Source organism: Intrasporangium chromatireducens Q5-1 (genome assembly GCF_000576575.1).
GTDB lineage: Bacteria > Actinomycetota > Actinomycetes > Actinomycetales > Dermatophilaceae > Intrasporangium_A > Intrasporangium_A chromatireducens.
This window is the reverse complement of the sequence record NZ_AWQS01000007.1, coordinates 1-14,819: the sequence shown is the minus strand read 5'-3', so window position 1 is coordinate 14,819 and position 14,819 is coordinate 1. Positions and strand designations below refer to the sequence as shown.

General features: G+C 71.1%; 15 protein-coding genes. 11 read left to right on the top strand and 4 right to left on the bottom strand.

Annotation, left to right across the window (positions count from 1 at the left end):
- Positions 1–56 precede the first annotated feature (56 nt).
- Together N864_RS01830 and N864_RS01825 are read left to right on the top strand one after the other, a co-directional pair.
- Positions 57–1,475 carry an LVIVD repeat-containing protein gene (locus N864_RS01830; protein ID WP_051518062.1) on the top strand — a complete coding sequence of 473 codons (1,419 nt, stop codon included), beginning with the start codon at positions 57–59 and terminating at the stop codon, positions 1,473–1,475.
- Between the two features lie 3 nt (positions 1,476–1,478).
- Positions 1,479–2,039: a hypothetical protein gene (locus tag N864_RS01825; protein ID WP_155892775.1), complete on the top strand. Its 561-nt coding sequence runs from the start codon at positions 1,479–1,481 to the stop codon at positions 2,037–2,039.
- 95 nt (positions 2,040–2,134) lie between these two features.
- Here the strand turns inward: N864_RS01825 and trpS are convergent, their stop codons facing one another.
- Entirely contained in the window at positions 2,135–3,217 is a 1,083-nt protein-coding gene (gene trpS / locus N864_RS01820) for a tryptophan--tRNA ligase (RefSeq protein ID WP_034712755.1), read from the bottom strand.
- A 153-nt stretch (positions 3,218–3,370) separates the two neighbouring features.
- Between trpS and N864_RS01815 the strand changes: the two genes are divergently transcribed.
- The 9 genes from N864_RS01815 to N864_RS01775 all read left to right on the top strand — a co-directional run bounded on the left by N864_RS01815 (position 3,371) and on the right by N864_RS01775 (position 10,028).
- Positions 3,371–4,228, top strand: coding sequence for a Fic family protein (locus N864_RS01815; RefSeq protein ID WP_034712753.1), 858 nt, complete (start codon positions 3,371–3,373; stop codon positions 4,226–4,228).
- 630 nt (positions 4,229–4,858) lie between these two features.
- Positions 4,859–5,605: a CpaE-like family protein gene (locus N864_RS01810; RefSeq protein WP_034712751.1), complete on the top strand. Its 747-nt coding sequence runs from the start codon at positions 4,859–4,861 to the stop codon at positions 5,603–5,605.
- Positions 5,602–6,744 (top strand): TadA family conjugal transfer-associated ATPase, encoded by a 1,143-nt coding sequence (locus tag N864_RS01805; RefSeq protein ID WP_240474167.1) that lies wholly within the window; start codon positions 5,602–5,604, stop codon positions 6,742–6,744. The genes N864_RS01810 and N864_RS01805 overlap by 4 nt, the downstream gene beginning before the upstream one ends.
- Positions 6,741–7,544 carry a type II secretion system F family protein gene (locus tag N864_RS23350; RefSeq protein WP_155892774.1) on the top strand — a complete coding sequence of 268 codons (804 nt, stop codon included), beginning with the start codon at positions 6,741–6,743 and terminating at the stop codon, positions 7,542–7,544. The genes N864_RS01805 and N864_RS23350 overlap by 4 nt, the downstream gene beginning before the upstream one ends.
- A gap of 26 nt (positions 7,545–7,570) precedes the next feature.
- Positions 7,571–7,993, top strand: coding sequence for a type II secretion system F family protein (locus tag N864_RS01795; protein WP_051518060.1), 423 nt, complete (start codon positions 7,571–7,573; stop codon positions 7,991–7,993).
- 134 nt (positions 7,994–8,127) lie between these two features.
- Complete coding sequence (locus N864_RS01790) at positions 8,128–8,346, top strand: DUF4244 domain-containing protein (protein WP_051518059.1); 219 nt, start codon at positions 8,128–8,130, stop codon at positions 8,344–8,346.
- On the top strand, positions 8,346–8,702 hold the full coding sequence (locus N864_RS01785; protein WP_240474166.1) for a TadE family type IV pilus minor pilin: 357 nt from the start codon (positions 8,346–8,348) through the stop codon (positions 8,700–8,702). The genes N864_RS01790 and N864_RS01785 overlap by 1 nt, the downstream gene beginning before the upstream one ends.
- Before the next feature lie 5 nt (positions 8,703–8,707).
- Positions 8,708–9,106, top strand: coding sequence for an Rv3654c family TadE-like protein (locus N864_RS01780; protein WP_051518058.1), 399 nt, complete (start codon positions 8,708–8,710; stop codon positions 9,104–9,106).
- Positions 9,099–10,028 carry a LysR substrate-binding domain-containing protein gene (locus N864_RS01775; protein ID WP_034712749.1) on the top strand — a complete coding sequence of 310 codons (930 nt, stop codon included), beginning with the start codon at positions 9,099–9,101 and terminating at the stop codon, positions 10,026–10,028. The genes N864_RS01780 and N864_RS01775 overlap by 8 nt, the downstream gene beginning before the upstream one ends.
- A gap of 92 nt (positions 10,029–10,120) precedes the next feature.
- Here N864_RS01775 and N864_RS01770 read toward each other — a convergent pair whose 3' ends face one another.
- From N864_RS01770 to N864_RS01760, 3 genes are read right to left on the bottom strand one after another with little or no spacing between them, the layout of a single operon-like run.
- The gene (locus tag N864_RS01770; RefSeq protein ID WP_155892773.1) at positions 10,121–11,173 is read right to left on the bottom strand and encodes a YeiH family protein; all 1,053 of its coding nucleotides are present in this window, start codon (positions 11,171–11,173) and stop codon (positions 10,121–10,123) included.
- A 51-nt stretch (positions 11,174–11,224) separates the two neighbouring features.
- A complete protein-coding gene (locus N864_RS24480; protein WP_155892772.1) occupies positions 11,225–11,569 on the bottom strand; it encodes a hypothetical protein in 345 nt (114 codons plus the stop codon).
- Positions 11,570–11,592: 23 nt separating this feature from the next.
- Entirely contained in the window at positions 11,593–14,628 is a 3,036-nt protein-coding gene (locus tag N864_RS01760; protein ID WP_051518057.1) for a S8 family serine peptidase, read from the bottom strand.
- Positions 14,629–14,819 lie beyond the last annotated feature (191 nt).

Below are 14,819 nucleotides of genomic sequence, written 5' to 3'. Positions count from 1 at the left end.
CACAGGGGTCGAAATATCCGATATGTCCGTTTCTGCAGCTCCCTGAAAGGACTGGCATGTCCCGTCGCCGAACCCATCCTCCTCACCGTCTCCTGCGTCGCGCCACCGTCGCGGTCGCCGCCTCGCTCGGGCTGACCCTGAGCCCTGTCGTCGCCTGGGCGTGCGACGACGGCGAGCAACAGGCCACCGCCGAGACCGCCCCGGCCTCGCCCCATACGGCTCGTGCGGTCGCCGCCGGGCAGCTGGACGCGGTCGCTCCGTCCGGCGACTACGGCTCCGTCGAGTTCGTCGGCAACCTGCCCGAGGCGGTCGGGGCCACGGCGATCAACTTCCTCGACTACGGCGCCAAGCAGCGCGCCATGTTCGTCACCGGCCGGTTCGGGCTCAAGTCGTATGACGTCACGAACCCCGAGAAGCCACGGCTGCTCGACTCGATCGACATGCCCGGCTTCTGGGAGAACGAGGACATGGACGTCGACCCGAGCCGCAAGCTCGTCTTCCTCTCGCAGGACCCGCGCGCGTTCGGGCAGCCCCAGTCATCAGGAGAGTCCGGGGTCTACATCGTCTCGGCCCGCGACCCCGCGAACCTCGAGATCCTCAGCTTCGCGCACGTCCCGGCAGGCCACACGACGACGTGCATCAACGACTGCAAGTACCTGTGGACCGGCGGCCCGATGAAGGCCGACGACCAGCCCGAGGACTGGCAGGGCCGGCCGATCTTCGTCACCGACATCCGCGACCCGAAGCGGCCCAAGGTCTATCCCGACCCGGTGGACCTCGGGCGCAACGACGGCGTCACGGACTACGTCCACGACGTGCAGGTCGACGAGGACGGGGTGGCGTGGGCGTCCGGCCGTGGCGGCCTGCGCGGCTACTGGACCAAGGGGCGGCACTGGGACCCCGTGCAGAAGGTCTACCGCGTCGCGACGGCCTCCGACCCGGTGCCCTATGCCGGCGGCAAGTTCGTCCAGCAGCCCGACGTCGGCTTCCCCGGTGGCTCGTTCGCGCACAACGCGCTGCGGCCGACGCGGTCGATGGGTGGGCACCCGGCCGGGGACCTCGCCCTCGTGACGATCGAGAACTTCAGCGACTCGTGCGAGACCGACGGCAACCTGCTGTTCGTCTCGCTCGGTGACAGCCGCGACGGCCAGGGCTGGCGCTCGACGCCCGAGAACCCGTACCGGCTCAAGATCGTCGGCGAGTTCAGCCCCTGGGGGCAGGAGGGCAGCGACCCCACGACGGGCTGCTCGGCCCACTACTTCCAGCTGCAGGGCGACCTCGTGGTGCAGTCCTTCTATGGCAACGGGACCCGCTTCATCGACGTCTCCGACCCGGCACACCCGAAGCAGGTCGGCTACTACCGGCCCGACGGCGGGTCGTCGGCGGCTCCCTACTTCAATGGCGACGTCGTCTATGTCGCCGACGGGCGCCGCGGCGTCGACATCATCCGTCCGACCATGGCCAAGGTCGGCTGAGAGGTGACCGGACGGCTCCGGCTAGGTCGTCCGGCTCCCACCCGGTGGGTCGCACTGGGGCTGGGGGTGCTGCTCGCGGGCTGCGCGGGCAGCACCCCCGGATCGCCCGGAGCGGAGGGCGGCGAGCCGACGGGCCCACCGTCCGCGGAGCCGCTCGCCCTCGAGTGCGGGCTCAGTGTCGTCGACGGCGGGCAGGAGGTCGTGCGCTACTGCGGGGCCGGCGCGGCGCGCGTCACCGTGCCCGGTGGCTCGTATGACGCTGAGGGCGCCGAGTGCCGCCAGCGCGGAGAGTTCGTGACGGCCAACTTCGGCACCAACTACTCCAACGACGAGGCGGCGCAGGGCCAGTACGTCGGACTGCTGCTCGGTGGCGTGCCGGGCGCCGGGGCGTCGCCCGCGAAGGTGCGGCTGGCCGGCCTCGAGGTCACGGTCGGCGGCAAGCGGCAGCAGGTGGCGGCCGCCACGGCGACGGCTCGGCTCACGGGCGACCGGCTCGAGGGGACGGTGAGCGGTCGCGTCGGCGAGGATGCCGTGTCGATCGAGTTCCACTGCACCACCGCCTGATTCCCCCACATCACCGATTCGATGTATTGCCGAGGCCTATGCGCCTCGGCAATACATCGACCCGGTGAGGGGAGGCAGGGGGAGGGGGGCGCGGGTCAGTAGCCCATGCCCATGACTGCCCGCACAGTGGCGAGGGTGCGGTCGGCCACCTCGTTCGCGCGGGCGTTGCCCTCGTGCAGCACTTGTGTCACGTAGCCCGGGTCGCGGGCCAGCTCAGCCCGGCGCTCCCGGTGGGTGGCGAGCCCCTCGTTGACCGCCTCGGTCACGACCTCCTTGAGCCGTCGCGCGCCGCCGTCGCCGACGGCCTCCGCGACGTCGGCCGGTGACTCCCCGCGGAAGAGCGCCGCGATGGTCAGCAGGTTCGCCACCTCCGGACGCGCCTCCGGGTCGTAGGTGATGTGCCGCTCCGGATCCGTCCTCGCCGACCGGATCCGCGCCGCCGTCTCGTCTGCCGTGTCGCCGAGGTTGATGACGTTGCCCTTGGACTTGCTCATCTTCGTGCCGTCCAGGCCCATGAGGAGCGGGACATCACCGAGCAGGGCCTCCGGCTCGGCGAACACACTGTGCCCAGCGGCATACCGGCCGTTGAAGCGGCGTGCGATGGTCCGTGTCAGCTCGAGGTGCGGCAGCTGGTCGCGGCCGACCGGCACGACCCGTGCCTGGCAGAAGAGGATGTCGGCGGCCTGGTGCACGGGATAGGTGAGCAGCAGCCCGGAGAGCGGCCGGCCGCCCGACAGCGCCAGCTCGTCCTTGACGGTCGGGTTGCGGCGCAGCTCGGCGTCGGTGACGAGGGACAGGAACGGCAGCATCAGCTGGTTCAGCGCCGGCACCGCGCTGTGCGTGAAGATCGTCGTCCGCGCCGGGTCCAGCCCGGCCGCGAGGTAGTCGAGCACGAGGCCGCGCACGTTGTCGCCGATCGCCCCGACGGAGTCGCGGTCGGTGATGACCTGGTAGTCGGCGATCACGACGAACGACTCGACTCCCTTCTCCTGCAGACGAACCCGGTTGCGCAGGCTCGCCAGGTAGTGCCCGATGTGCAGCGGCCCCGTCGGTCGGTCGCCCGTCAGCATCCGGAACCGGGTCGGGTCCTGCGCCGCGCGCTCGTCGATGAGCGCGTCGAGCAGAGCGCTGGAAGCCAGCGCAGCGGCATACGTGTCGCGTTCGGTCGTGATGGTCATGTCACTCCTCGGGGTGGACCCACGGGTGACATGCAACGAGCCGCCCGTGGGCGGCTCGGATGGGTATGCTCGACAGGGCCGCCTCTCAGAGGGGCAGCCACCACGCGCGCAGGGCGGTCGAAGTCACAGACCGAGTGTACCTACAGTGATGGGGTGCCCGACGCCCAGCTCATCGCCCAGATCTCCTCTCTGACCGGCCTGCCCGGCGTCGCGGACAAGGCCGAGGCGGTCCGCGAGGCGTGCACCCGCCTGCGGTTCCACGAGGCGCTCCGACGCCGGATCCCCGAGGCGGCCGCCGAGTCGCGCGTCCGCGGAGCGGCGGCCAGTGCGGAGCTCGGCGGGGCGCAGCTTCCCGTCGACACGGTGCGCGAGCTGATCAGCGGCGCCCGGCCCTGGCCGGAGAACCCAGACCCCGGCGTCGCCGACGTGCGTGCCGCCGTGCAGGCCACCGCCGAGAGCGAGCGGGTCGTCGGGCTTGTGCGCACCGCGCCGTTGCAGGCGCTCGCGCGGCTGCACGTTGCCGGCTTCGGGCAGGTCATCGACGCCGCCGCCCTCGGCCGGCCGAGGGTCGGCGACGAGACGTGCGAGGAGTTCGCCGATGCTGGGCCGGCTCCGTCCGCGGACATCGTCGTGGCACGGCTCGCCGGGCTGACCGGGCTCGTCCGGGCGGCCGCGACCGGGCAGGTGCCGGGGCTCATCGTCGCGTCCCTTGTCCATGCCGAGATCGTCGCCGTCCGGCCGTTCGTCTACGGCAACGGGATCGTCGCCCGGGCGATGGAGCGTGCGTTGGTCCAGGCGACCGGCCTCGACCCGACCGGCGTCGCCGTCCCCGAGATGGGCCACCTCTCGCAGCGGACCCATGTGTATGGCGGCGCGCTCGCCGGCTATGCGCAGGGCAGCGCCGAGGGCGTGACCCTCTGGCTGGTGCACGCAGCCGATGCGATGCTGGCCGGCGTCGCGGAGGGGATGCGGATCTGCGACAGCGTCCGGGCGGGTCGCCTGCCGCGCTGAGCAGCGGCCGGGAGTGAGCGGCATACGGTGCTGTCTGACGTGAGGGACAGAACTTCCGGGCGGGGCCGCCAAACCCTAGCCCGCCCCAATCGCGTGGGGTAGAAAGGGAACAGGAACCACAACGCCGAGAGGCGTCGGCCGGGTCCACGGCAAGAAGTGACAAGACCGAGGTGAGACCAGGTACCCACGCGAGAGCAGTTCACTTTGAACCGTCCACCCCCGGGGACACAACCGGGGCGACAGACGAATCGCACGCATGGTAGCCGGATCGCTCGGGGAGGCCCCGCGACAGCAGTCGCGGGGCCTCCATCGTGCCGCTGGAACGTGCGCGACAGCGGCGGGCCGGGCCGCAATTGGACATGACGTCGATGACACGCGCGCCGGTTTGCATTTGGCCGTGCGGAGTAACACGATGGTCATAGCGCTCCCCTTCGGGGTTGAGTGCCGCGCGGCTGGAGCCTCCCCCCCCGGCGCCAGAAGCGTGAGGTGGCCCCGGTCGACCCCCCCGACCGGGGCCACCGCCTTTCTCCGCTGGGTTCTGCGTCCACATCCCCGGGGGGGCGGCGCGGGTTGTCCACCGAACGACGCTGCGGAGTCGTCGTGTCGGCCGGTGGGCGGCAGGGTCGGGGCATGGGACAGATCATCGCCGTGGTCCCCGCCTCGGGCGGCGTCGGCGCCACGTCACTGGGCGCGGCCCTCGCAGTGCGGGCCTGCGCTGCCGGGCGCAGCGCGGTGGCCGTCGACCTCGATCCGTGGTCGGGCGGGTTGGACGTCACCTTCGGGCTCGAGCAGGAGCCGGGGTGGCGGTGGGACCAGCTGCGCGAGGCTTCGGGGATCGTCGACGGCGAGCGGCTGGCGGCGCGACTGCCGTCGGTGCTCGGGGTGCCCGTTCTCGCCATGCCGACGCCCGGTGGTGTTGTCGGGACGGACGCGCAGCTCAATCCAACCGCGTGGGTCGAGCGCGTGCCCGACGTGCTCGCAGGCCTCGCCGATGCGCATGACGTCACGGTTGTCGACGCCTGTCGCGACGAGCGGGTGCTGCAGGTCGTCGTCGCCGAGGCCGACGCCGTCGTCGTGGTGGTCGGCACACGGACGCCCGAGCTGGCAGCCGCCGCAGCCGTGTTGCCGGCACTGCAGGCGCTCGGCGCGGACCCGTGGGTCGTCCTGCGTGGGCCGGGCGCCGGTGAGCTGGAGGACATCATCATCGACGAGCTCGACGTCGAGGTGGTGGGCGTCCTCGGCGAGGACGGCAAGCTGGCCGGCGAGGTGGCCGAGGGCGTCCCGCCCGGGCACCGGGGCCGCGGGCCGGTCGTGGCGCTCGCTGACCGGCTGCTGCTGCGCCTCGTGACCGTCGCTGAGCTCGGGAGGACCGCGTGAGCCTCAGCCCCGCGATGTGGGAGCAGGCCCGGGCGGGGCAGCTGCCTGACCCGGATCGCGTCGTCGACGTGGCCCGTGAGGAGGTCGGTGCGCTCGGCCTCACCAGGGTGGCGGCCTCCGCCGGCGAGCTGTCATCGCGGGTGCTCGGGGCGGGACCGCTCGACCCCTGGCTGGCCGATCCCGATGTCACCGACGTGGGAGTCAACGGCGACGGGCGCGTCTGGGTCGACCGTGGTGGTGGGCCGGAGTGGGTGGGGGCGCCGCTCGAGGCGGAGGTGGTGCGGGCGCTCGCGGTCCGGCTGGCTGGCGTGGCGGGTCGCCGGCTCGATGACGCGAGCCCGTGGGTCGACGGACAGCTGCCCTCCGGTGCTCGCCTGCATGCCGTGCTGCCGCCGTTGGTCGCCGGTGGTGCCCACATCACGATCCGGGTGCCGGCCCGTCGACACCTCGCGCTCGGCGACCTCGAGGACGCGGGCATGTTTCAGGAGTCGGTGGGCGCGGTGCTGCGGCGACTCGTCACGGCCCGGCTCGCCTTCGTCGTCTCGGGCGGGACGGGTGCGGGCAAGACCACCTTGCTCGCCGCGCTCCTCGGGGTGGTCGAGCCTCAGGAGCGGCTGCTCGTCGTGGAGGACGTGCGTGAGCTGCACGTCGCCCATCCCCATGTCGTCCGGCTCGAGGCTCGGCCGCCGAACGTCGAGGGGACGGGTGAGGTGACCCTGACGACGTTGGTGCGCCAAGCACTTCGGATGCGCCCCGACCGGATCGTCGTGGGGGAGGTGCGAGGTGCTGAGGTGCGGGAGCTGCTCGCTGCCCTGAACACCGGGCATGAAGGCGGGTGCGGCACGGTGCACGCGAACGCCGCCGAGGACGTCGTTGCGCGGTTCGAGGCGCTGGGCGCTCTCGCCGGGCTCAGCCCCGAGGCGGTGCGGGTGCAGCTCGGTGCCGCCATCGCGGTCGTGCTCCACTGCGCGAGAGTCGACGGCGTGCGGCGGCTGGCGACCGTGGGGGTCGTGGACCGCTCCAATGCCGAGCCGGTCGTCCGCACGGCGCTCGGGTGGGACGGCGCGTCTTGCCTTTTGGGCGATGGCTGGCCCCTGCTGCAGCGGCGGCTCGGACTGGTCGGGTGGGAGCCGACATGATCGCGCTGGACGTTGCCCTGGCGGTCCTGCTCGGAGTGCTCGTCTGGCCGGGTCGTCGGCCGCGGGTCGGCGTGCTGGCTCGCCGGGCGGGCACCGCGGTAACTGGTGCTGCGGCTGGTGCGGCGGCTGGTGCTGCGCCTGGTGCTGCGGCGGGTGAGGACGAAGAGCCGACTTCGGGGCTAGCGGCCCTGTGGCACGAGGATCCCGTGGAGGTGTGGCGTCGGCGACGCCGTCAGCGTGCGGGTGAGCCCTTCGAACGGGCGGTGCTCGCCCTCCTCGACGGCACGGCGGCCGCGCTGCGTGCCGGGCTGCCGCCGGCCCGGGCCCTCGAGCTGGGCGGCGCCACCTTGCCCGGATCATCACCGCCGGGCGTCTTCGAGATCGTCGCCGAGGCGGTCGCCGCGGGCGCTGCCGGCCTGCCGGTGGCGCCCGTATGGCGTCAGGCCGGCCTACGCACGCAGTCCCCCGTCGTGGACGCCGTGGCGGCGGCATGGGGACTGTCCGAGACGACCGGGTGCCCTCTTGCGGAGGCGGTCGAGCGCGCCGCGGCACAGCTGCGCAGCGCCCTGGCGACGCGTCGGAAGGTCCGCGCTGCGGTGGCCGGCCCCCAGGCCACCGTCACGGTGCTCACGGTCCTGCCGCTGACGGGACCGCTCTTCGGCCTCGCCTGCGGTGTGTCGCCGCAGGAGCTCTATGGCAATGGCATCGGCTTGCTCTGTCTTGGCGCGGGGCTGGGACTGATGGGGGTCGGGCGGCAGTGGTGCCGTCGACTGGTCCGTCGAGCGGAGTACCCGCGATGAGATGGCGCGCTCCCGCGGAGCCCGATGTGTCCGGCACTCTCGTGCTGCTGGCGCTCGCCTACCGCTCTGGGCTGCCGACGGTCGGAGTGCTCGAGGCGGTCGCGGCCCAGTCGCCGGAGGCCGTGGCGCGGGACCTGCGCCAGGTCGCCGCAGCGGTCCACTGGGGCGCTTCAGAGGAGGAGGCGTGGGCCTCCGTCGGTGAGCCGTGGGAGCCGGCCGGACGCGCCATCGCCCTGGCCCAGCTCGCCGGACTTGCACCGGGTTCGCTGCTGCTCAAGGCCGCCGACGACGTGACGGCGGACCGGATGGAGCGCATCGACGTCGCGGCAGCCAAGGTCGGCGTCCGGCTGGTGGCCCCACTCGGCCTCGTTCTGCTGCCGGCCTTCTGCTTGACGACGGTGGTGCCCTTGGTCGTGGCGCTGGCCCGTGCCCTGCTCGCCGGCGCCTGACCGGTGATCCACAGCCCCCGGGCACCCGCTCGACCCTCCACAGACGCGCGAGGTCGGGTAGTGCTCCTGCCCGGATCACGGTCGAATCGAGGTGAGGCGAGAGGGACTCGCTCTAGGAGTGAAGGAGTCGAAAAGTGAAGCGTCTGTTGAGGATTCGGCATTACGTCGCCCGACTGCAGCGCCGCATCGCCGGGAGCCGCACGGGCGAGCGGGGCATGACGACGGCTGAGTACGCCGTCGGCATCATGGCCGCGTGCACATTCGCGCTCGTGCTCCTGGGCGTCGTCCGGTCGGATGCCGTCCGCTCGGCGCTCACCGGCATCGTGCAGAACGCGCTGGGCCTCGCGGGCTGATGAGTGCCGCTGGGCGCGACCGGGGGATGGTGACAGCGGAGCTCGCGGTCGCCATCCCCGTCGTCGTGCTGGTCCTGGCCATCTGCGCGGCGGGGATCGCCGCGGGCATCGACCAGATCCGCTGCATCGATGCGGCGCGAGCCGCCGCACGCTCGGCCGCCCGAGGGGATCCGGCCGTGCAGTCGCGTGAGCTTGCCCTCCAGGCAGCACCACCCGGAGCGGGCGTCGAGATCCACCGCGGGAGCGGCGTGGTCCGCGTCGTTGTCACTGCGCGAGCGAGCGGGGTGGGCGGTCTTGTGCCCGGCTGGCAGCTCCGGGCAGAGGCGACCGGACCGGTCGAAGCAGCGGCCTCGTGACAGCTATGAGCGTCGTGATGCGGCCCCGGGCCGTTCAGCGCGACCGGGGCGCGGCCAGTGTGCTCGTGATCGGAGTCGTCGCCGCGCTCCTGCTCCTGACGGCCGGCGCGATGACCGTGATCGCCGTCGTCGCCGCGAGTCACCGAGCGAGGCTGGCTGCCGACCTGGCTGCCATCGGGGGAGCGCTGCAGCTGCAGGGAGTTGACGGGGCAGACGCGTGTGCTGCCGCTGCAGTGGTGGCAATGCGCAACGGTGCGCAACTGGCCGGGTGCGTGGTGGACGGCCAGGACGTGAGCGTCACGGTTCATGTGGCGCCGACCCGCTGGCCAGCGCCTGCCGTGGCGCGCGCGAGGGCGGGGCCCGACCTGTCCACGGCGCTGCCCATATCCTCGACGCATGAGTGATGCGCGACCCGAGCTCGAGCACCTTCGGCTCCTCGTCGCCATCTCCGACCACGAGAGCCTCGGAGCGGCGTCACGGGCCTTGGGGATCGCGCAGCCCAACGCCAGCCGGTCCCTCCGCCGGCTCGAGCGACAGCTCGGGTTGAGCCTGGTCCTCCGCAGCCCAACCGGTTCGCGGCTGACTCCGCAGGGGGCCGTGGTCGTCCATTGGGCCCGCGAGGTGGTCGAGGCGGCTGAGCGACTCGTCGCCGGGGCGAAGGCGCTCTCCGCCGAGGCGAACGCCAGCCTCGCGGTCTCGGCGAGCATGACGGTGGCCGAACACCTCGTCCCCACCTGGCTGTCCGAGTTCCGCACTGTCGACCCCCCGGTGCGCGTCAACCTGAAGGTCTGCAACTCCCGAGAGGTTTTCGAGCGGATCCAGCACGGCGGTTGCGACCTGGGTTTCGTCGAGTCACCAACGGTGCCACGGGGGATTCGGTGGACCGTCGTGGGCCAGGACGAGCTGCTCGTCGTCGTGGCACCGACCCATCCCTGGAGCCGCCGGCGACGACCACTCACCCCCGAGGAGCTCGCCGCGACTCCGCTTGTCGTCCGCGAGGTCGGGTCGGGCACCCGGGTCAGCCTCGAGCACCACCTCACCGACCACCGACTCGTCGAGCCGGCCGTCGAGCTGAGCAGCAACGCAGCGGTGAAGGTCATGGCGGCGAGTGGTGCGGCTCCGGCCGTCCTCAGCCGACTGGCCGTGGCGCAGGCGATCGAGGTCGGCGAGCTCGTGGCCGTCCCCGTCGAGGGACTGCGCCTGTCACGACGACTTCGAGCGGTCTGGCGCGGTGACCTGACACCGCCGGCGGCCGAGTTCCTCGCCGTCGTCCGTGCACGGCAAGCGCGCCCGGCACCCGCCGCACCAGCGCGCGGAGGCGGCTGAGCGGCATACGACCGCTTGGCGTGGCCTGGTGCGCGTGGCGCCTTCGCTGCTCCCTTCGTCGAGGTTGCTCCCGCTGGCTGCCCGCGGGGGCGTCACGCCGTGCCGAGGAGCGTGACGCCGAGCAAGGCGGTGGCTGCGACGACGGCTGTCGACAGGGCCGCGAGGATGAGCGGACGGACGCCGCCACGTCGCAGGGCCGCCAGCCGCACTCCGCAGCCGAGGGCGAACATCGCCATCGTCAGCGTCACCGTCTGGGCGACGTGGACGACATCGACGACGCCGGTGGGCACCACCCCGGTCGAGCGCAGCAGGGCCAGGGCCAGGAAGGCCGCGACGAAGAGCGGAACGATCGGCGGGCGCGAGGACCGCGAGGACGACCGCGTGACGTCGGTGCGCCGCCGCATCCACAACGACACAACGGCGAGAACCGGTGCGAGGAGAAGCACCCGGCCGAGCTTGACCAGGACGGCGACCGTGAGCGCCCCGCCACCGATCGCGCCGCCCGCTGCGACGACCTGGGCCACCTCGTGGATCGAGCCGCCGGCCCAGAGCCCGATCTCGTGGTCCGGCATGCCGAGCAGGCGCCCGGCGAGCGGAACGATGGGGATCATCAGCGTGCCGAACAGGACGACGAGCCCCACGGCGCTCGCCGCCTCGGACTCGTCGGCGTCGATCACGCCGTCGGCCGCTGCGACGGCGGCCGCGCCGCAGATGGAGAATCCGCACGCGATGAGCAGCCGCTGCGTGAGGCCGATGCCGAGCCAGCGGCCGATGAGCAGGGTGGCGCCGATGCCGACCACGACCACGACCACGATGGCCCCGACCATCCCGAGCCCGAGCCCGAGGATGTCTCCCACCACCAGCTGAAGGCCGAGCAGTGCCACGCCAACACGGAGGATTCGCTTGGCCACGAAGCCGATTCCCGGTGCCGTCCGAAGGGGCAGCGCCCGGGTGTTCGCAAGGATTGCGCCGAGGATGATGGCGACGAGCATCGAGCTGACACGCGTCAGCTGGGTGGTGACGAGTGCTGCTGCTGCTCCAAGGATCGCTGTCAGGACGCCGGGCGTGAGGCGTCTTGCGCTGGTGCGGAGGGAGGTCCGGGTGGTGACGGTCGTGGACACGCTCGACAGGCTTTCGTCATCCACGGGCTGCGGCTAGACGGGAATTCGGCATGGAGGCATATCGAGTTGATATGCCTAGCGAGGGCGCGCGAGCGCGCTGACCCGAAGAACCGGTCCTGCCATCGTGGTCGTCTTGGTGTCTGGCTCTAGTCGGCCGCGGACGGTGACCCGGGAACCGGGCTCGGCCTCGACCGTCCAACCGGGTGGGAAGAGCAGCTCGTACGTCGTCCCGTCGAGCCCGTCGAGGACGAGTGGGCCGCCCTCGATCTCCAGACGACGCAGTATGCCGCTCACCTCGGTCTCGGGAGCTGGTCGAGTCGCGCTGGTGCGCGTCAGTCGGCGGAGCCGTTCGAACTCCGGACGCAGGTCAGGGAGGTCCCGGCGACGCCGGCGACCTCCCTGACCTGGTGCTGTGCTCATCCCGTCAAGGATGACTCACGGTGTTACGGCACGTCGACCCGCACGATGGTCGGGTTGGGCATGCCCTTCGCGCCGCTGTAGGCGACCGACCCGAGCCACTTGCCGGCATCGAGCTTCGAGACGTCGAGCGTGACCGTGCCCTTGTCGCCGGCTGTGACAGCCGTCGGAGCCGTGACCTTCATGTTGTCCGCATCGGTGCCGTCGAGCACCCAACGGTGGAGAGTGAAATCGGTCGGGGTGGTCCCGCTCACGACGCCCCAACCGTGCACGACCATGATGTAGTTCCCTGCATCCGGGTCGGTGAGGCTCACCTCCTCGTTGGAGCCACCGTTACCGCTCAGGGCGATGTTCTGGTAGCCCTTTTCAGTCTCCTTGAACAGGTAGAGGTCGAGGTCGTCTCCAGGGTTTCCCGCACCAAAGAGCGACCACCGAACGTAGGTGGTGCCCTCGTCGATCGTCACCGGGAACTGAGCGAGCGATTCCTTCGGAGCGGTGTTGAAGTCGTCCGTTGGGTCGTCCGCGACCTGGCCAGGCAACTCGGTCGACTTGACGAGCCCACGGGGCGTGGCGGCAAAGTTACCGGTGTAGCCGAAGGTGACGTCGTAGCTCGTCGAGCCGTCGGCCTTGGCGGTGACCTGAGCCGGGGCCGCAAGGGCAACGGGGCGGACCACGATCGGGGAGCGAACGGTGGTCTTACCGCTTGTCCAGGTCAGCGTGCCTGCGGTGTACTCGTTGACTGCCGCCGAACCGGTTTTGATCGTCACGGTGAACTTCGCCGTCTCGCCGGCCTTGAGCGTGAGCGTCGCCGGGGAAACCGTGACATCGAAGCCCTCGACGGATGCTGCGGCCGTGAAGGTGGCGGTCTTGCCCGAGACGTTGGTGACCTTGCGGGTCACCGTCTGCGAGCCGGCGAGGTCACCGATCGCGATCGACGGGACGTTCATGTCGCTCGCGTCGGTGCTGTAGCCGGCCTTCGTGAGCTTCTCGCAGGAGTCCGGTCCGACAGCCTCGGTCGAGCCGCAGAGGAAGGCGAGCCAGTCGTTCCTGTTCGAGTCGTAGACGAGACCCGGGTTGACGGCCTTATTGGGGTCGACGTGGCCAGCGCCCTGACTGAACGCCTTGCTTGCGGCGTCGGTCTTATCCTTGACGTCGTCGGCCGTCGTCATGAGCGCGCTCTTGATCGCCATCGGCGACCAGTCCGGGTGGCGGTCCTTGAAGAGGGCCGCGATGCCGGCGATGTGCGGGCTCGACATCGAGGTGCCGCTGTAGAGGTTGAAGCCGTCACCGTTGTTCGACGCCGGGGAGACCGCCGCGAGGACGTCCTGGCCGGGCGCGATGATGTCCGGCTTGAGGAGGTCACCGCCACCCGCGAGGAGCGGGCCGCGCGAGGAGAAGCTTGCCGTGAACGGCGCCGGAGCGTCGGTCGACAACGTGAACTTGTCGATCGTGGCCGTCGCGCCGGAAGTCTCCGCGTAGGAGTGCAGGGCAGCACTGGCCGTGGCTGGCAGATGCACTGAAGGGACCGCGTGGAAGTCAGCGTTGAGACCGTCTTCGTCCTTCAGGTTGACGAGCACCATGCCGACACCGCCGGCCTCCTTGACCGCGAGGCTCTTGTTGACGCGGGCCGTGGCGCCCCGGTCACAGAGGACGATCTTGCCCTTGACCTTGGCCGGGTCGAGGGCAAGGCCGCCATCGGCGCTCGAGTAGCAGAGCTGCGCCTTCTCGGCGTCGACTCCCGGGGCCGCGACGTCGCCCGCGTAGACGAAGTCACCGCTCACCTGGTGGTCCGCAAGGGAGGGCCCTGTGTAGGTCTTGCCGTTGCCGAGGTGGACCGTCGTCGTTGTGGCCCGGTTGTGGGTGCCGGCCGCGACCGTGGTGATCCACGGCGACGGGTGTGCGACCGTGGAGGGAATCGGACCGCTGTTGCCAGCCGACGCGGCGACGAAGACACCGGCGTCGGCGGCGAAGAGGAAGGCGATCTCGGCCGGGTCGGCGAAGTTCGTCTGCGAACCGCTGATCGAGTAGTTGATGACATCGACGCCGTCGGCGACCGCGGCGTCGATGGCCGCGACGAGGTCACTCGTCGTGCCGCCGGCCGTGCTGCCGTCCTCGGTGGACCAGAGGGCCTTGTACGCCGCGATCCGCGCGCGCGGCGCCATACCGCTGATGCCCTTCGGCGCGAGGACGGACGTCTGGCCGGTCACCGGAGTGGCGTAGTTGCCCCCAGCGGTGCTTGCGGTGTGGGTGCCATGACCGTTGTAGTCACGCGGGGAGTTGAACTCCCACGGCTTGGCCTTCTGGATCCCCGGGTTTCCACCCTGACCTTCATTGAAGTAACGCGCGATGGGGAGCTTGTTGTTGCAGTCCTGCTCGCTCCACCGCTCACCGTTGACGCAGGCCCTATTCAGCTTGTCGACCTTTGGCAGCTTTGGAGACGAGTAGACCACCCGCCCCTTCGGGGCAGCGACGGGCCTGCCCGCCGCGTCGACGCGGTCGGAGAAGGACAGCGCCTCGGGCCAGATGCCGGAGTCGATCACACCGATGACGACATCCTCGCCGGCGCCCTTCGGGCCACCCAGCTGGTCCCAGATGCCGTCCGGCTTGTCGAGCTCGAGGAAGCTCGGCGTCGTGGCGGTGTTGATCGTGTAGGTCTGCTGCTTGGAGACGGCGAGGACGCCGGGCTGCTTGGCGAGGGCCGCCGCCTGGTCACCCTTGAGCTGGGCGGCGAAGCCGTTGTAGGTGTAGGCGTAGTCGTAGAGCTTGTTGGAGGCGCCAGCCTGCTTGAGGGCGCCGAGGTGCTTGCCCTTGAGGTGGTCGACGTAGCGGGCAACGTTCTGCGACGCCGGGTCGATCTTCTTGCCCTTGCCGGGCTTGGTGGCTGCGAAGCCCTGGACCCGGCCGTCATACGCGACGACGGGCAGGTCGGCCATCTGGACGACGTATATGCCATCCGTGTACTGCGATTCGAGCTTCGGGCCGGCTGCGTGTGCCGACGCGGTCCCGAACGCAGTCACTGCGAGCGGCAACGCGGTCAGCGCGCCGAGCATCCTGCGGTTCATGAGTCTCCTGTCACGGGTATCTGCGCTCCCCCGAGCACAGGCGCGAAGAGGCTCCCGCCGCCCCACGCCTGCGGGAACCGTAACCGGGGGCAGGGCCGGAGAGAAGAATCCTTTAACAACTATTTACCTTCAGTAGCCAAAGGGCACTCGGGCGGCGCCAGCCGCGGGCCGGAGTTTGCGCTCAGTCGACG